This window comes from Flammeovirga sp. EKP202, assembly GCF_014534745.1.
In the GTDB taxonomy this organism is placed as follows: domain Bacteria; phylum Bacteroidota; class Bacteroidia; order Cytophagales; family Flammeovirgaceae; genus Flammeovirga.
On sequence record NZ_JACVVP010000006.1, the window covers coordinates 106,411 to 125,729 of the forward strand.

12 protein-coding genes are annotated in these 19,319 nt (G+C 34.8%); 4 read left to right on the forward strand and 8 right to left on the reverse strand.

From position 1 onward, the window contains the following. Window positions 1–286 precede the first annotated feature (286 nt). From IC221_RS05165 to IC221_RS05180, 4 genes are all read left to right on the forward strand, one after another. Window positions 287–778 carry a sigma-70 family RNA polymerase sigma factor gene (locus IC221_RS05165; protein ID WP_188167945.1) on the forward strand — a complete coding sequence of 164 codons (492 nt, stop codon included), beginning with the start codon at window positions 287–289 and terminating at the stop codon, window positions 776–778. After that, the gene (locus IC221_RS05170; RefSeq protein ID WP_188167946.1) at window positions 762–1,397 is read left to right on the forward strand and encodes a hypothetical protein; all 636 of its coding nucleotides are present in this window, start codon (window positions 762–764) and stop codon (window positions 1,395–1,397) included. The genes IC221_RS05165 and IC221_RS05170 overlap by 17 nt, the downstream gene beginning before the upstream one ends. A 42-nt stretch (window positions 1,398–1,439) precedes the next feature. Next, the gene (locus tag IC221_RS05175) at window positions 1,440–2,012 is read left to right on the forward strand and encodes a trans-aconitate 2-methyltransferase (RefSeq protein ID WP_188167947.1); all 573 of its coding nucleotides are present in this window, start codon (window positions 1,440–1,442) and stop codon (window positions 2,010–2,012) included. A 147-nt stretch (window positions 2,013–2,159) separates the two neighbouring features. Further along, complete coding sequence (locus tag IC221_RS05180) at window positions 2,160–2,864, forward strand: AAA family ATPase (protein WP_188167948.1); 705 nt, start codon at window positions 2,160–2,162, stop codon at window positions 2,862–2,864. 73 nt (window positions 2,865–2,937) lie between these two features. Here the strand turns inward: IC221_RS05180 and IC221_RS05185 are convergent, their stop codons facing one another. The 8 genes from IC221_RS05185 to IC221_RS05220 form a co-directional block, all read right to left on the reverse strand. Further along, entirely contained in the window at window positions 2,938–4,623 is a 1,686-nt protein-coding gene (locus IC221_RS05185) for a glycoside hydrolase family 3 protein (protein WP_188167949.1), read from the reverse strand. Between the two features lie 10 nt (window positions 4,624–4,633). Beyond that, on the reverse strand, window positions 4,634–4,912 hold the full coding sequence (locus IC221_RS05190) for a hypothetical protein (protein ID WP_188167950.1): 279 nt from the start codon (window positions 4,910–4,912) through the stop codon (window positions 4,634–4,636). 539 nt (window positions 4,913–5,451) lie between these two features. Next, the gene (locus IC221_RS05195) at window positions 5,452–6,543 is read right to left on the reverse strand and encodes a DUF2652 domain-containing protein (RefSeq protein ID WP_188167951.1); all 1,092 of its coding nucleotides are present in this window, start codon (window positions 6,541–6,543) and stop codon (window positions 5,452–5,454) included. Window positions 6,544–6,681: 138 nt separating this feature from the next. Further along, window positions 6,682–8,262 carry a sulfatase-like hydrolase/transferase gene (locus IC221_RS05200; RefSeq protein WP_188167952.1) on the reverse strand — a complete coding sequence of 527 codons (1,581 nt, stop codon included), beginning with the start codon at window positions 8,260–8,262 and terminating at the stop codon, window positions 6,682–6,684. Window positions 8,263–8,494: 232 nt separating this feature from the next. Then, window positions 8,495–10,471, reverse strand: coding sequence for a S9 family peptidase (locus tag IC221_RS05205; RefSeq protein ID WP_188167953.1), 1,977 nt, complete (start codon window positions 10,469–10,471; stop codon window positions 8,495–8,497). A gap of 225 nt (window positions 10,472–10,696) precedes the next feature. Further along, the gene (locus IC221_RS05210; RefSeq protein WP_188167954.1) at window positions 10,697–11,575 is read right to left on the reverse strand and encodes an MORN repeat-containing protein; all 879 of its coding nucleotides are present in this window, start codon (window positions 11,573–11,575) and stop codon (window positions 10,697–10,699) included. Between the two features lies 1 nt (window position 11,576). Next, complete coding sequence (locus IC221_RS05215) at window positions 11,577–12,389, reverse strand: DUF2490 domain-containing protein (protein WP_188167955.1); 813 nt, start codon at window positions 12,387–12,389, stop codon at window positions 11,577–11,579. Window positions 12,390–13,103: 714 nt separating this feature from the next. Beyond that, window positions 13,104–19,166 (reverse strand): Ig-like domain-containing protein, encoded by a 6,063-nt coding sequence (locus IC221_RS05220; RefSeq protein WP_188167956.1) that lies wholly within the window; start codon window positions 19,164–19,166, stop codon window positions 13,104–13,106. Window positions 19,167–19,319: the final 153 nt, after the last annotated feature.

Consider the following 19,319-nt stretch of genomic DNA (forward strand, 5'->3'; position numbering starts at 1 on the left):
ATGTAATGAAAAAAATCTATAAATAATTATAATTAGTAATTGTTTACAGGCAGAGGTTTTAGTGAAGGTAGAAGAGTCATTGTATTTATTGCATCATAGTACAAAACATGTACAGGTGTTTAGGTGCATCTATCGAGACAAAAGTCCTGAAGTTTAACTAGAAATACATCACTTTTGTATTGTTGATATCTTTATCACAAACCTATGCCTACCATTAAAATGAAAAAAAAATTACTCTAGGTGTAATAATTTCAATTTTGAGCCACTAACCAAATAAAAAAGAATAGTGAGCAGTGATTTTTATACAACATTTATTCAGCCTCATAGCGGAATTATCATCAAGATATGTCGTGCATACACGAATACACAAGAGGACTTTGAAGATTACTATCAGGAGGTTTGTCTTCAGATTTGGAGAAGTAAAGACAATTTCCAGAATAAATCAGATTGGTCTACTTGGGTGTATCGTTTGTCGGTAAATGTCTGTCTGACATTGTTGAAAAAGAAGAAAAACAATGTTCAACATTTTGCCAGCGATTATTTACCTCCTGAAATAGAGGAAGAAAGTAAAGCATTTCAAGACGAGGACCTCTCTTTACTTTATGATGCTATCCGTAAGCTCTCAGAAATTGATAGAGCTATTATTCTTCTTTACTTGGAAGAAAAAAGTTATCAAGAAATTGCTGAAACATTTAATGCTACTCCCAACAATATTGGAGTTAGAATCAAAAGAATTAAAGAACGCTTAAAAAAATTATTACATGGAAAAGTCAATTGAAAACATCTGGAAAAAAGGTTTTATTAATCAAGAAGCATTAGTTGCACCTAAAATTAATGCACTGTATGAAAAAAAATCAATTCATTTTGTCGACAAGTTTATTCGAGATTTTAAGATTAACCTATGGGCTATTGCATTATTTACAATAGTTCCTCTAATACTTAGTATTATCGGAAACGTTATTGTGCTAGGTATTATTATTTGTGCTGCACTTTTGTATCTTGTCTATTATGGGCACCAACAACTAAAAGCACTCAATGGATTAGAAAAAACGAATACAAGTTATGATTATATCATTCAATTTGATGCTTGGTTGAAAAATATAATTAATGGTTATACTAAAATTTATAGATTCGTTTATCCATTAGTACTTATTATCTCAACTTTGGGAATTTGGGAAACATTTTTGAAGGACGAAATAGTAAAACATTACGAAGCTTCAGAATTATTATGGGGCATGCCCAAATTTGGTTTGCTGATGGTAGCAATTGGAGCTATTCTACTTTCTGTTTTTGCAAAAAAAATATATTATTTCGATATGAACTTGATGTATGGTTCTCAATTTAGAAAACTAAAAGAAATGATAGCAGAAATGGAAGAGTTAAAAAATGAAGAATAAGAGCATGTTTTTAGAACATCTCAAAAACTAAAATTAATCTAGATGGAAGGAACGTATTATTTAAGTAAAGAAGGAGTTGAAGATTATGTCAACATGGCCAAGGAAGTCAATAGTGAACAACTAATTGAAAAATTAAAAGAACATCTAGCTGCACAAAGTATGTTGTTGGAATTAGGTTCTGGCCCTGGAACAGATTGGAGAATTCTTAGTCAAACTTTTACAGCTGTTGGTTCTGATTATTCAATGGAGTTTGTAAAATACTTAAAGAGAAATAACCCTGCTGGTACATTCCTACATCTTGACGCCATTACTTTAGATACATTTCTTCGTTTTGATGGCGTTTACGCCAATAAGGTCATGCAACATCTTACGGATGAGGAAATCAAAAAATCATTAGAAAAACATAGCGGTATTTTGAATAAAGAAGGTATCATTTGCCACTCTTATTGGAAAGGCGAAGGTGATGAAATCTTTAAAGGTCTTTTTGTAAATTATCAAAACGAAGAAAAACTTCAAGAACTCTACGAAGAGCATTTTGAGATTCTAAAAATTGAAGTTTATAAAGAATTTGAAGAGGATGACTCTATTGTGATTCTTGCAAAGAAAAAGCAATAAACAGCATTAAGGTTTCAATTTAATAAGGTGATTTCAACTGTATGAAGTCACCTTTTTTTAGTGATATTGGTTAGTGAAAAATTATATTTTAAGTGTAATATTTACATATATAAATTAATAACCAAAACAACCTAAAATCATAAAGCCATGGAACCTGATATTTATAATTACCTGATAGATATAGAGAATAGACAAGTCAAAACTCCTGAATCAAAAGGAATGATTGTCACATTGTCTCGAAAGTTTGGAACAAACATCAGACCTGCTGCTGAAAAATTAGTAAAACAACTAAATGATGATCAAGTAGGTTTTGATATGCTCAAAAGACCTTGGAAGTTAATTGATAAAACCGTTTTATATCAAATTTCAAAAGAACTCAAAGTAGGTATCGATAAGCTGAATGAATTTGTTCCTATCCAAAACAAAAGCATTTTTGAACAAATCATGTACGGATTGGATATCTACCACAACAAATTAGACGATAACCTGAAAGATGCTTTACAAACTGTAGTCAACTCTTACCTTGAAAGAGGCAATGTGGTCTTCCTTGGTAGAGGTGCAAGCTTCTTTGCTCAAGGATTAGATAACAGTTTAAAAATCAAAGTAAAAGCATCTGATCAATATAGATCAACACAATACGCTTTAAAAAACGATCTTCCTAAAAATTACGCCATTGAAGTGGTGAAACGAAAAGCCAGAAAGCGTAAAAACTTCTTGAAATTTATATCCCAAGCTATTCCTATTACCTATGATGAAATTATCGATAGAGAACATATCTCTAACGATGCTCTTGCTGATGAGCTTTATACTCTTGTCAAAATGAAAGAGTATGAAATGCTCAGAAATGTTTAACGTTTAATTACACAACACTTTTTTGACATCAAAGATCCTAGTATGCTAAATCGTTTCGGTTTAGCATACTTTTTTAATAGCCTTCACCTTGCCTGTAAAATTGGGTTGAAACTGGAAGTTTACCCATTGTTGTTTCTCCAAGTAAAGCCTCAAAGACCGCCTTTTGCTGATATAAACCATCTTGATATGCCACAAAAATATGGTCTACTTTTTCAACCTCATCTAATTCGTCTAGAGCATAAGCATTCCCAAAATATAAAAGTGTGATTTCAGTATCCCCCAACCCACTTACTAGATTCTCTCTCACTGCTTCATGAATATCAAAATGATTGAAAGGTTTGATATTAATACCATGAATGGATACAATAACTCTTCTATAAGTATTCAATCGGCAAAGGATATCGTAAAGGTTGTTTTCATCCTCATCAGAGTTCCACTGATAGAAATCTCCATATTCAGAACATTTCTCCCTCAGAAACTCTTCTTCCGTTTCATTGATTCGTTTTAAGTGGTGCACTACCTTATCACGTTCAGAAACTGTTTTGGTTTTATTTTTTATTTGAAGAAAAGCAATCTCACTGTTTTTTTCAAGTGCAGTGAAAGGTGACAAACCGATTTGTGTTATTGTCGCTTTTACCAATTTTTGATTTAATTGATATGAAGCTTCAGAGTGTAGATCTTGTTCCAATTGATGGATGGCAATAGGTTGATAATGATCTAACCCCACCCACTTTTTCATCGCCAATAATTTGGTAACGACTTGATCCAATTGTGCTTCAATCCAACGACCTTCATGAATGGCATCTTTAATTTTATGAAAGCCATTCTCTACATTTTGGCTGTTCGTAATGATATGGTTTCCTGCTAAAATAGCTTTCAAATCAGCCTCTCCATTGTGAAATGTATTTGTAATACCCTGCATATCTAATGCATCAGTAATTACAAGACCTTCAAAACCTAATTCATCAAATAAAATGGAACTTAGTACTTTTTCAGACAAAGTAACAGGTACCCCTTCTTCTTTTTCCCATGTCGGAATTGATAAATGTGCCGTCATGACACTACTTAATCCTTCCTCCATCAATTTTTCAAAAGGATACAATTCTAAGCTTTTTAGACGCTCATCAGAATGTAGCAAGACAGGTAAAGAAAGGTGAGAATCCACGCTTGTATCACCATGTCCAGGGAAGTGTTTAGCATTATCAAGTACTTGTTCTGATTGCAAACCCTTCATATAGGCAATACCTTTTTGGGCAACAAGCTCTTTATTTTCACCAAATGATCGGTAATTGATAACAGGATTTTTAGGATTATTATTCACATCGACAACTGGCGCCAATGGTGAACAAACTCCTAAACGCTTACAATCTTTGGCAATCTGTTTTCCCATTTGGAAAATCAAATCGTCATCTTGAATTGCTCCTAAAGCCATTTGATAAGGGAATGTTGTACAACCCGTCAAACGCATTCCTAATCCCCACTCTGCATCAATATTGATAAAAAGTGGAACCTTAGAAACCGCCTGATATTGATTGGTCAAACTAGCTTGACTAACAGCATCACCTTGAAAAAAAGTCAAACCTCCTAAATGATAATTTTTGATCAATTCTAATACTTCAGTGGTATGGCTTTCATCACGGTTAGAAAAACAAGCCACTTGAAAAAGTTGACCGATTTTTTGATCTAAACTCATTGATTTCAGGGTATTTTTCACCCATTCATCATTAATATGATTGATAAAAGGAGGTTTCTTGTTCATAGAATACTATTTATTTTAGGAGTTGATTTTCTTTCAACAAATTTCTCTTGATCTGAATAATGTGCTGTTTTAATACTTTTTCTTCTACAGCAAAACCTCTTTCTCTTCTCTTCTTCAAAAACTTTCGAATTTCTACACCTAGCTTTCCTTGAAGATCCAATTCTTTATGTCTTGCTACACAATGATCAAAACGTTTGGAGATGACATCCTTTGTACCTCTTAATTGTTCCGCTTTGGAAATCTTCTTTTTAAAAACTCCCTTTTTTAATAATGGCTTTTTCTCTAACATACACTTTCTATGATCAATAATGATTACAAAAATAAAGAATCTAAAACAATTAAATATGAGAACAAAAGCAAATACACGACAAACTAAGTTATCGTCAACTTTCAATCCATCTTTCTACAAACATTTATAGGATCTACTTTCAAATTTCCTTCCTCTTCATTTTTGTCTTAACACAAAAACGAAGCAAAAAAGTCAAGGCTTTGAAGTCAAAAGCTAAATTCCATTTCTCTCACCTAAATGATTTTAAACTCGCTAAAGCTCGAACAAGAAAATCATTTTAACGGCTCAATACATGAAATTCTTAACGCTTTTCCCTTCAAGGCCGGGGGAGAGACTACGAAATGATTGTCTAATTACAAGTCAAAAGAAAAGGGTTTTATAATCCTCTTCTATAGTGTAGTACTGTAGGGACGTTTTAGTAAAACGTCCTCGCGAACCACAATACACTACCATTTACCCTTTATAAAAGTAATTATATTAGTTAACGAAAACTTAGTTTACAATGTATTTAGTTGATGCTTATAAAAGAATATTTCAGCTTATTCTCCTAATGCTATTTCTTTTGTCTTTTCACTCAGATTGTCAATATTTTTTACAATCCCTTTTTTGAATACATCTTTAATAAAGAAGTTTTTAAAGACTTTCTTAAAGATTGACTTTGCCTCTAAATACACTTCAACGATCAGTTTTGACCTTTGTGCGTTAATAGGTTGAAAAGTATAAAATTGATATACTTTATCCACAAATGGGGGGCCGTCTGTCATCTCTCCATAAATCAAACCTGAAGCAGCTGAAGCATCATTTTTAGTGACCGTTACAAAATTTAAATGTTTACCATTGATAACGCATGTATGCTCAGTCCCTAAGCGGGTCACCTCATGTTCATTATAAATAAATTGATCAACACCTTCAGCCCATTCGTATCTTCTCGCATAATTTGAAACCCATTCAATTCCTTCCTGTGCATTGCAATAAAGCTCTACCTCGTAAGTTATATCTGCGGATCTATTCAAATCGACTTTCTGAGCTGTTGCAAAAGGTTTGAGTTTAAGGTGATCCTTATCTAGTATAGAATAAAGGTATTTTACAATCTTATTATCGTATTCGTTTTGACCTTCTTGAAAATCAAAAAGCTTGCTCTTATAATGAGCCGGTAACATAATTTCATTGGCCAAAGCATCACTGATCAATATATAATTATCACTATTGACATCATTTTTCATTAAGCGATGTGCCTCAATCGCCTCGGCACCAAATGGTTTTCTTTTATTTTGAACCGTAATAAATTCTACATCTCCACAATGTACAATTATTTTCAACTGCAATTGAGGAGCCGTGGTACAAGCCATACACGGACAAACTCTATTCTTCTCTAATAATTTTAAGTGAGAATAAAATGCTGTAAAAGTATTTTCAATCTGAGCGAGTAATTGTTCTAAAGAAGGCATCTCTTCTTTAAAAAAAAATAAAGCATCCCCCTCTACTTCTGCCAATTCCAACCCAATGGTATTGGATTCAATCATGACCTCTAATAATTCAGCAATAACGTGTTGTGAATGCTGCGCTTCAGTGGTCTGAACAAACTCGGTGAAGCCTGAAATATCAGGTAGAAAAAGTAGCGTTTTTGCCATTAAAAAGTGGTTGATATTATTAATAAGATGAAGATAGGTGAAAGAATTTAGTTTTAAAGCGCTATTGGTAATAATAGGTCACAAAAAAATCCTCCACAAACAAATGTTCATGGAGGATTCATCTTCGGCTCATTCAATCTATTGGGCTAATTGAATAGGGTAATTCGCCTTTTTGATCAGTTTTTTCATTTCAATTACTTTAGATGAAAACTCTGAAGCAACATTTTTCTTTTCATAAGGATCGTTTGTTAAATCATAAAGTGCCCATTTATATACACTAGTATTATTAGCATAATCACTTGCTTTCACATCTTTCTCATTCACCAATTTCCAACCTTCTTTGATTAAAACATCTCTTGCTACTCCTGTTGTGTTTTTGAAGAAAATATAATCATGCTTTTGTTGTTCACCTTTATCAATCAATGTTGGTAGATAGGAAATACCATCTGTTTGTTTTATTTCTCCATGGATCAAATCAGCAATAGTGGGCATAAAGTCATAATCCGTAATTACTAAATCACTCTTTGTAGATGCTTTTATTTTGTTTGGCCATTTAGCGATGTAAGGTAGATGAATTCCGCCTTGATAACTATGCCTTTTCATTCCTCTTTCCCCTCTTGTACCGTTAAATATATCTTCTCCTCTGTGATGACCATCCCAAAACTCTGCCTTTTTTTGAGGTTTCACAATGGCTTGATTAAAAGTATATGTATCATAATCATAAGTCAAATTTGGATCGATGCCATTGGGATTGACCGTTGTATATGATTGGATTTCATGTCCATTATCACTGGCAAAAACAATTAATGTATTATCAGTTAGACCCAACTCTTCTAATTTTTGAACTATACTTCCTACCGATTGATCCAATTTATGAATCATTGATGCATAGACTCTCTCTTGTTTGGTCCACCCCTCTTTGTTTTTGTATACATAATCTTTTGGAGCGATAGAAGCAGGTCCGTGAGGTAACTGAGTTGCATAAATCATGAAGAAAGGGTCTTCTTTCTTATTTTCAATATAGGTCAATGCTTTTTCTAACCAAATATCTTCCGAATAAGTCATGCTATCTTCACCAACTAATAGGCATGTTGGAGATTTTTTAGTCACTTTGGGATTATTAAGAAGTGGGATTTTTTTACCATTTTCAAAATAGTGGGGTGGATAAAAACTCCAACACATCACCGCATCTAGTAATCCACAATGATAATCAAAGCCGTAGCTATCAATCATTTCTGAGGTATCAGAATACCCAAAACCTAATTTGCCAATGTAAGCGGTTTTATATCCTACTTTTTGAGCCATTTGCCCAATATAATAATGCCCCTCATTCTGTTTTCTATAGATCTTCTTATCAAAAGTTGCCTGATCTATTAAACCTGCCGCCAATTGACATTGTAATCCACCAGGAGTAGGCATAGGAGCATGAGCATTATTCAAACCTGTTAAAATAGATGCTCTGGCAGGTGAACATACATTTGAGCCATAGGCATTTGTAAATATCTTTCCGTCTTTCGCTAACTGGTCAATATTAGGTGTTCTAATTTTGGTTTGACCATTATACCCTAAAATACCAGGACCGAGGTCGTCAGCATAAATAAGGATGATATTTGGCTTTTGATTGTTAATTTCTGCGGTATTTTGTGATGCTTCGTGAACACATGAAGCTCCACTAAATAAGAAAACAAAGAGCCAAAGAAATTGATGATATATTTTCATACTATAGAGTAATTACTGAATAAATGAAGGTTTGCTGATTAGGCCATCATAGGTGATGATAAAAAATGATATCTCATCAAGATCTACGTATATGAAGTAGGCTTGATGAGATTTACACACTGGATCGAATGTTAAGCGATAGCGTCATTCGTGTCCTACAGATCAGTAGAAATCTCCTGATTTCTTAATACTATAAATATCCGAAAACTTAGTTTACAATGTATTTATTGACTTACTGAGAGCTGTCTTGCTTTTCTAGTTTTACAGACTGATCAATGGCATCTTGAAATTCATTATCAAAATTGATTACCTTTTGAAGGGATTGATCATTTCTCTTTTCATGAGGATAGAAACGGCGCCATTTTGAATAGTCACCACCAACCCATTGAATTGATTTTAATTCTGGTGATTCACCTGACCATCTATCATCTACTTTAAATTTACCTTTTGCTTTCCAAGCTGCCTGTAATGATAATTCCGTCAACTCATCCCAGTCTTTTAATGGCTTACCTCCTGTTGTTTTAAAATCAGATGCTACTAACTCAATTGTATTTAAACCTTTGTTGGGTAATTCTATAACTGCCGTATACTCTTCTTTTCTTCTACCTGTATAAGACAACCACTGATTCGTAACTATCTCTACTGAGATTTTATTATTTGCTTCTGTTGTGACTAAATCAATTTTTAGTGTTCCACCTTCTGGCCCCATAAATGATGGGTCTATCACTTTTCTTGTACTATAAAACCAATGTTGACGGTTTGTAGGGTAAAGAGTATACCAATCTTGCATCCCATTTTTAAAATCATCTACTTTATTTTGTCTGTACTCTGTTGCTTTCACTTTTGCTTCTGCCAACATTTCAGGGTATGCTGCTTGGTATTCAGAAGTTACAGTAATAGAATTTGTTGCATTTCTTCCTGGTCGTGAAGGAATTTCATATCCCACATTGTAAGTGATATTTGCAAAAGCAAACAAAGGCTCTTTTGCGTCGAATACAGGACATTCTGCTTCATAAGAATTTCCTTTTTTAGTAACAATTGCACTTCTGAAGAAACGTACTCTTGGATCTCTAGAATAGCCATAGTATACCTCCACTTTTTCAATAGGCAAACCTGATGTTTCATCGGGTTTAACCTTGAAAACAGGAATTCCGCTTTTAGTCTTTAGCTTTAATTCAGTAGCAGATGTTTTAGGGAATTTTACTTTACCTTGTAAATGAGACTGCATCCATACAAAGCGAGCGGCATCAGTATTGTCGGTAAATCTATGATTTAAATGTGGTGCCAAAACCAAAATATTCTCTGTTTTTTTCGGTAGTGTACTCATTCCTTTGATCACTAATTCAAGAGGAGAATTAAAATCATCTGTTGACCCTAAAAATAAAATTGGCGTATTGATTTCTGGCCAATACGACTGACAGTCGACAACTTGTTTGTAATATTCTAAGTCCTTCTGCATTCCTCTCTTACTATGAGGCAAACCCCATAAATCTTCATGTAAATAACCAGTACCACCTACTGAAGGAGCAGCAGCTTTTACACGAGAATCAATAGCAACTTGAACTGTTAACTTACCTCCCATTGAATGCCCTTCAACACCTAATTTTGTTGCATCCACTTCCGGTCTTTCTTCCAAAAATGTCAATGCACGACGCCCTGCCATTGCAACTAAAGTCCAGCTACTGTTCATTGGATGAGGTTCACTATATAAAGTGTTAGGTCCTGCAGTAACATCATTCCAATGCATTAAACCTTCTTCTCTACCCAAGAATCCAGCTGCGATACCATCCCAATCTGTATTTGGCAAACCTTCTTCCACTTCTTTTTCTCCCCAATTGATACTGATACATGCAAAACCTAATTTCACCCAAAATTCCACTCTTGACTTTTCGGCTCTTTGCCCACCACCATGAAGGTGTAGTACTGCAGGAACGTTTTCAGCCTCTTTTGGATAACCATAGTAAGCACTAATTTTAGGAGAAGCTGATTTATTCGTTCCTTCCAATTGACCAAGATCAAAGCGAATATATTCAAAGTTTCCATTTTCCTTTTCCCATTTCTTCAACACTTCTACATTTAAAGGTTCTGATTTAGGGTTATAGTTTCTCCAGAGTTCTTCCACTGATTGTGGTGCTTTGTTCTGAGCATAGGTCAATTGAATACAGCCAAAGATCAAGGTTGTCCATAATAATTTTAAAGTAATCTTCATCGTTCTTTTCAATACTTTAATTCAAAAAAATAAGTACACATCTAACTTTGTTATAGGAGGTACATTTCACTTTCATAGCAAATATAGAATAGCATGTAATAGGTTTTGTGGGTTAATATATCAATTCTTTGTGCAAATCTAACAAGTAATAAAACTATCATTCCTAGTCAAGAAAACAAAAAAGAGGTAATGTTTTACTACCTCTTTTCATTTTATGGTTTACTACTAACCTTTCATCCCTTGTTTCTTGTTTTTGGGTTTATCCTTCTTCCAAATCCCTTCAAAAATTTTCTTATCCTCTTTATCGAAAATTACGCCAAAACCTTCTCTTAGATTATCACTCCAAAAACCTTCATACCTTTCTCCCGAATTAAAATAATAAACACCAAAACCTTCCCTCGTTCCGTTCTTGAAATTTCCTTCAAAACGATCTCCATTTTCCCAAGTATAGAGGCCATGACCATTTCGTCTGTTGTTTTCCCAATACCCTTCGTAGAAACCTGTTTTTTCAAAAACAGCATAACCAAATCCATTGGCTTTACCGTCTAACACTTCACCGATATACTTTATTTCAGCACCATCATGATTGACAATTTCCAAACGGTTAATCTCCTTATCCTTGAGTACTAATTCTTTTTTAAGACTCTTGATTTCTTTTTGATTATGCTCAATATTTTCCTCAAGAGCACCTTTACGCTTGGCGAGTACTTGGTTATTCTTTTTATAGAATTTAATACTATCGTATAAGTGCCTCTGGTTTCTCTTTAAATTTTTAATATAGATTTCCTTATGATAATACCTCTTTTCTAATTCATTGATTTTATCAAATGGCAGTTTTTGTTCATTAATATACGACCATGCTTTTTCGGTATAATCAGTGGTATTACTGATACTATCCATTATGCTGTAATAATGTAAAGCTGTATCATAATGATGCAACAAAAGTAGCGAATCGGCCTTACTCTTGATTGACAAGATTTCTAGCTCAACCTCTTTCTGTTCTAACGATTGAATCTTCTTCGATAAATCTCGGATATGTGTACTGTAATAATAAATAGTACCGCACAATAACGAGAATATAATAAGTATTAGTACTTTTTTCATGTTAATAGCCAAGGTTTATTTTTGGAATAGAATTTCCTTTTTTACGTGTATCTAAACCGATAAATACATTGAATCGGAAGATGTGACTGGTTTTATATTGATATCCACTTGATTTCTGTCCTAAAGTCCACATGTGACCTGCGAAAAGTGTAATATTATTATTCACGACATAACCAAAACCATTGTACGTTCTGAAATCCTCGAAAGGGTTGAAGCCAACTGATCCACCAGAATGCATAAAAATTTCCATACTGGGTGAAAAATAGAGTGTGTTCTTTTCAATTTTCCTCTTATTGATTGGAATGTACATGAACATTTTGTAGCGGTATCTGTTGGTATAATCATACTCGGCACCTATATCATTGTCTTTTTTCCATCTATGTTCAAAACGGAATTGATGGTACATTTTCACCCTACCCATAGTAGGCATTCTGAAAAGCCATTGGTGCCAAATACGATGTTCTAATGTATAACTTTCATATAAATCACTTCCTGGGTCTGGAGAGAAGTTGACCACCATTGTGGGACCCACTACAAACTCGAAATAATCATTGATGTAAACATTTAACCCCGCACGGTTATAAACTTGTCTTGGTCGGCCTACAAATGAAGTTACATCATCTATAGCGTTTCTTGATCTATAATGATGTTCTCCATAATAGCCGAATCGATCTGAAAAACGGACTTTTAAGTACACTCCGTTCCAGATACCTGTTTCTTCTAAATTTACTTCAGGACCTTCCTGAGCATTAATTTGAGTACAAAAAGCGAGCAAAATAATTGCAAGCGTAGTAATGATTGGTAGTTTTAGCATATATCAATTAAGTGAAGTTAGACCTTTTCAAAATGCGATCTGAGTGTTGTGAAGAGTGTTGGTTTTAGTGAAAGTTATGGACTTTTCTTAGTAGAAATCCACAAAACAGTACTAAACAAATGTAGGAGGGTAAAGGGTCTTTTCTTAATTTATTAAAGTCTATTATTATTTTTTTAGATATTTTTCACCTAAAAAGCTAAGTTGGTTAATATTTGTAATTCAATTTTTATAACATACCAGATAAGTTTCAACAAAATATTCCATTTTTCTATTACTTGTTTATAAAATAAAATTTGGATCGTATTCACAATTAACCGAAGCAAATCAAACGTAATAGTAAATCTTCATTTTTTTTAATAAATGTATTGTCAAAACGTCTTAAGAGCATCATTATTGAAGCTAATAGATAGAAATATGGGAAATTGATAATAAACAACTACACCATAAACTAAATTTTCGTTATTTATATTGTTTAGAAATCAGGAGATTTCTGATGATCTTAAGGACACGAATGATGCTAACGCTTAACATTCGCGCCATTGAGTTTTCTACCATTTTAGTTGGGTAGTACTCCTCCTGGCATTGAAGTATAAGTTATACGAAAACTTAGCTTACAATGTGATAACACTTCAATATGAAGCTCCAAACATAAAAAATCTACCCTGCTGTATTTTCAACAACAGGGTAGAATTAGGTCAGTCTCTTAAATCAATTTTATTGTTTGATCACTTTTATCTTTTTATAAGATTGAGTGCCTTCAATTTCTAGAACATAAACACCTGACTGAAGTTGTCCTAAATTCATTTTATATACTCTTTGACTCGTAGACTCTTCAATTAATAATCTACCATTCAAATCATAAAGCTTCACAACCTGTTTGGTTTCTAGAAATTCTAAAGTAAGAACATCCTTAACAGGGTTTGGATAATGAAGAATTGAAATTGATTCATCCTCAATTGATGTCACATTACCTTCCACGATTTCTACTTCTAAAACTTCTGAAGTCACTGAAGCAGATTCATTGTCAGTGGCAATAGCAGTGATAGCGAAAGTGCCAAGACTTACTGGTCTCCAATCCAATGTATACGGAGCTTCAGTGACAACACCTAAAGAAGTCGTTCCTTCAAAGAACTCCACTTGTGTTACTGATCCGTCTGTATCCGCTGCATTTGCGGTCAATGTAATCGTGGTATTTAATTCATACTCTACAAGGTCATCTGATGTTCCTACCGTAACCGTTGGTGGCACATTTTCTACCACTGTATTAATCATGATTGAAATGGCAGCAGAAGTAGCAGACGCTCCTTTATCGTCTGTCGCTACAGCTGTAATACTGTAAGAATTAGCAGTTGAAGGTTTCCAGTCCAATGTATACGGAGCTGTAGATACAACACCTAAAGAAGTTGTTCCTTCAAAAAACTCTACCTGAGCAATTGTTCCATCTGTATCATCGGCTGTTGCATTGAAAGTAATGGTAGCCCCTAAATCGTAGTCAGTATTACCATCTGCTGTTACTAAACTAATTGTTGGTAATTCATTTTTCGATTCTAGTGTAAAGTTCATCTTACCAAGGTTAAACTCACCACCAACAAAATTCACTTTCAACACATGCTTACCTTCTGAAAGTTGAACTCCAGAAACAGAAGCCGTTACCCAATCACCCCAACCTTGAGTAGCATCTACATCAATATTCGTTGAAACTTTCTGTCCATCCAATTCAAAGAAGAATGGTCCTCTACTTTCATTATTTCCTGAAGCGTATCTAAAATCACATTTATAAAGGCCAGAATCTCCTATTTGAACAGTATAAGTCAACCATTCACCAGCTTGCACCCATCCAACAGTATTTCCTTCTTCACCTTCAGCAACAACGTCTACCAATTCCTCTGGTCTAGTGCCACCTTGGTTGATGTTAGAATGATCTAAATATGTAATCCCTTGACCTGAACCGAACTCAAATTTATCAAAATTACCCGCTTCAATTGTACCCGGAATTACATATGGCGTATCACCAAATGGTAGAATTTGACCAACAGCCACCATTTCTTCTGATGACATTAATGTACTTTGGTCATCAAAAGTAACTACCGCTTTTAATTTTAATTCACCACTAACATTAGATGTCCAGTTATAAGAATAAGGTGCTGTAGTACTTGAACCTAATGCTGTTTCACCTGCAAAATATTCTACATTTGTAATCGCTTTTGTTGCATTTAGAACCTCTACTTCTAATAAAATTGAAGATCCTAATACGTATTTACTATTTGGAGTAATTCCTTTTAGTTTTACAATTGGCTCAGTTGGAGAATTTGTATCACAATCTCCTACTACAAAAGTTTGACGATCGTCTGCTGTATTACGTTCTCCACCTTCAGGGTGGTTATAAGTATAATAGAATTCGATTGTACTTCCTGCTGATGCATTGATTGGGAAAGGTTCATTGGGCTTAGCATTGTGTCCTCCGATTCCTCCACCATCTACAGAGTAATAGAAAATTAAGACGGTGTTGCCAACGCCCTCAACAATAGGAATAAAAGTAACTGATGATTGATCACTTCCTTCAGTGATTTCATAAGAGAAGTGTCCGTTTGCTGCTGTACCTTGGCCACAAACATCTCCAGATTTACCAGTGATTTTTACAAGATCTGAGATTTTTGTTTTTCCGTCATTGTCGGTCGCTACCGCTTTGATATTATTTTGGTTTAATGCAACTGTATAATCTGTTTCAAATGGAGCTTGAGTATCTGTTTCAATCAATTGATCATTGGCATAAAACGCTACACTTACTACCGTACCATCTGAATCCGATGCATCAGCAGTCAACTTAATCGTAGTTCCTTCTTTAAATGAATCTCCATCCATTGGAGATGTAATTGAAACCATTGGTAAAGTTTCATCTACAGGAGCTGAAACACAAGTTCCGATTACATAAAAATGTGGATTGTCTAATGTATTTCTTTCACCACCATCTGGATGAGAATACGTATAATAGAACTCTATTGGTGTACCTTCAGGAGCATTAATAGTGTAAGGCTCATTTGGCTTAACATTATAACCTGCAAGACCTCCTCCATTGATATTTAAGAATAAAATACAAACTGAAGAACCCATTCCTACTTCATTAGGAACAAAAGTTACGGTAGGATTATTTTTATCGTCAGAAAGTACATAATCATAATGACCATTTTCAGCTGTACCAGAACAAGATGGCGGTGCTTTAGTAGTGATTGAAACAGGGGTTGTAGAGGTTACATTGCCATCATTATCTGTCGCAGATGCATAAACACTATATGTATTTAACATCTCCGTACTCCAATCAAAAGTATAAGGAGCTTCGGTCAGCATTGCCACACTTTCATTATTGACAAAGAATTCTACTTTTTGAACTGTACCGTCTAAATCAGAAGCTTCTGCTGCTAATGGAATGGTTGCTCCAGTAAAGAACGATCCTCCTTCTTTTGGAGATGTTAACGTCACGATAGGTGCTAAAATACCATTTGATGAAGCAAAAATCTTCACTAAATCAGAATTTGTATAAGAACCATTTGATACCGTAAGTTTGATTAGGTATTCACCAGCAATCATTTCCGACAATTGTGGAGCTACAGCTTTATCATCAGAGAAAACTAATACGCTAGGACCATACACTTGCTCCCATTGATAAGTTAAGCTAGCATTACCTGGATCAGAACTACCTGAAGCATCTAAACTTGGAGCTGTACCTGATAAATCAACTACTAAATCTTCTCCAGCATCTGCTGATGGTAAATCATATCCTAAATCGCCAGTTCTCTCAAAAGTTAATTTTCCTAAGTTAAACTCTCCTCCATTAAATGAAACTCTTAAAATATGAGATCCTTTTGGCAACTCTAAATTGCTCACCGTGTTACTATTCCAATTCGACCAGCCGCCTGTACCAGATACACTGATATCACTTGAGATTTTTGTATCATTTAATGATAAATAGAAAGGTCCACCACCTGCTCCATTTCCACTTGCATAGCGGAAAGTCATATCATAAACACCTGAAGTAGTCACATCTACAGTATATTCTAACCACTCACCAGCTGCGGTCCAACCAACAGTTGCACCTTCATCATTTTCTAATACGTTATCAACTCCTTCTTCTTTTCTATAATTCCCATTATTTGATGGATCTTGATCATTATAAGTAATTCCTTGACCAAGTCCTCCTTGGAATTCATCAAAATTTCCCGCTTCAATTGTACCAGGTATCACATTTGCATTACCACCAAAAGGCACTTGGAAGCCTGCAGTCACACTAACAATATTAGTTACTGTAAAGTTTTCGCCATCATATACTTTTGCGTAGAATTGGTGTAAACCTGCTTGTAAACCTGTCGCTTTCACAGCATACGGTGCAGAAGTTACAGTTCCTACTACCTCACTTCCACTGAAAATCTCCACTTTAGAAGGTGTTACTCCACTAACATCAACCATCAAATCAACTGCTCCATTAACAGCTGCTTGTTCAAAACTACTTGTAATTGTGCCTGAGAAATTAACATCTTTATTTGTCACTAATTGTCCAGCAGGAACTTCCAATTGATATCCATCAGAGAACGTCACCGTTTTATCTGTAGTACCGTAGTTTTGAGCAACATACGTGATATTACCATCTTTGTTGAAAGCCACTGCCATTGGTGAGTCCGCCGTTTTAGACATATCCAATTGACCTAGTGCATTCATAGCATGAAGCCAATGGTAAGTATGAGCATCAGAAACACCAAACTTCATCGTACGATCAGGGTGATCATTGTACAATTCAATTGCTTTTGCTGGATCTGAGAACGATAAGTATTTCCACATTACATCATACCAAAGGTTTGGATTATCTACTTTATCCAAAACTTGAGTATTTTGAGTCATTTCAGCCCAAAGTTTATCTACATATGCGGTATTATGCCCTAAGTATAATGATCCACCATGAATAGGATATAACTCAATATTGTAGGATGCTGCGATATCTGCAGTCCAAAACGTACCATTATCATAACTATTACCCCAAACTCTTGAAACCAAGCTATAAGGTTGGTCATCTTTGAAATTTCTTTCATTCATATCGAACCAATATTCTTCTACAGCCGCTTGTTCTGTAGTATAAAGATAGATCCCCAAATCTCTGATTTCTTTGTTACCTGTCACCTCTCCCCAATGGATCAATGAAGTGTTGAATTGCATACTTTCAGAAGTTGATTCTTGATCATTTCCTTGAGGGAAAGAAGCAAATCCATTGGCCCAACAATGACCAGCATAAGGGCTAAAGTTTCTTAAGTAAGGGAATGTATCATCATTTCTGTTTGAAGAAGCTGCATCTCTTACTAAAAGGTTGATCATGTCTCCATATTGAGCCGCCCAACCTGGCTGATACTGCTCTAAAAAGGCTGCTGCATGAATGAAATATCCCCAATGAAAATGATGGTCATTTAAGTTGGAGTCTTGACCATGACCTGCTGGGTAACCAATCATTGCAGACCAACTTGTATTGTAGTAGAATAAGAAAGCTACTTCACCTAACTCTGCTGTCAGCCAATCTTCCAATCTTTCCTGTACAGTGGCTAACATTTTATCTCTTGCTATATCATTACCCGTTAAATCTGCTATTCTTGCAGTTTGGATCAAACGGTTCATTACTTGTCCTTCGTTATACGAATCTGTCCAAGTCGATAAGCTTTCGTTTTGTAGTGCTTCTACCTTTTGGTTCAATGTTGAAACATCAAACCCATTACTATAATTATTGACATAAGGTAAAGTTGGTAATACACCATAGAAAGTATTTTCAGTCGTAAACGTGTTACCATCTAACATTTTTAATTCACCTCTTACTGACGAATAAGACAATTCAATCGGTTGTGGAGAATTAGATGATAAATTTGACCATTGGTGAGGTAAAAGTCCCATTAATACATTAGAGTTACTTCCCTCTTTTACATCTACTTCTACATTATACACAGTTGCTAAAGTTGAAGTTGCTTCATCATAAGTCCAATCAGCTGTTGTATTGGTTGGAAAAACATAGGCATATTTTTGAAGGTTTAAAGCTTCTTGAGCAACATCTGTTGTATTTAGAGAAAGTTTAGCAAGTGACCAATAGTTTTTACCATTTAAAGTCGAAGTATAAACTTCTCCATTTTGTTCCCATGTACTACCTGTTGGAGCATAAATCACAAAACTTGCACCATGACGGGCATTCTCCACCGTTATCATTTCATTTGATACCGTTACAGTACCTTGGCTAATTGTTACACTTGCTACATCTGCATCCATTTTGTTGAAATAGACGAATGGCATACCGATACCAGATGTTGCTTGGAAATGTTGTGATCCATCATTCCAATCCATCGTTACAGTCCAGTCAGAATGATCTGCAATCGTAGTCTTTGATGCATTTAAATTTTGTACACCAACTAAAATAGGTGAAATATCATCCAATACTCCCCATGGAATATAAGTCACAACTAAACCCTCGTTCGTGGTCTTCATGGCTAATGGATAGTTGAATAAGTTGTCAGCATGATCACTTTGAATAAGTGTTGACCACCAATCATTTGTGGGTACTGGTTTGTTGATAGCCGCCTCACTTAATTGAGGACTTCCAGCCGGTTCTCCGTTACGACCTGCTTGATCTACTCCAGGGTGCTGTGTGGTATAACTACCACTCCCCACTGGTGTTATTTGAGCAATGCAGTTGAGTTGAAGAGTAAAAGACATTATCGCCCAAAAAAGGACCGAGAATGTCAGCGTAAACTTTCTCATAAATAAAATAAGTAATAATTTTTTCAGTTGTAAAAATTTTAAATTGAAGGTCGAATTTGGTCAGTTTACATACAATTGTTTGTGCACAGATGATAGATTGTAAGCATTCTTTTCTAATTCATAAATAGACGATAGGTACAGATAAAATTCTTT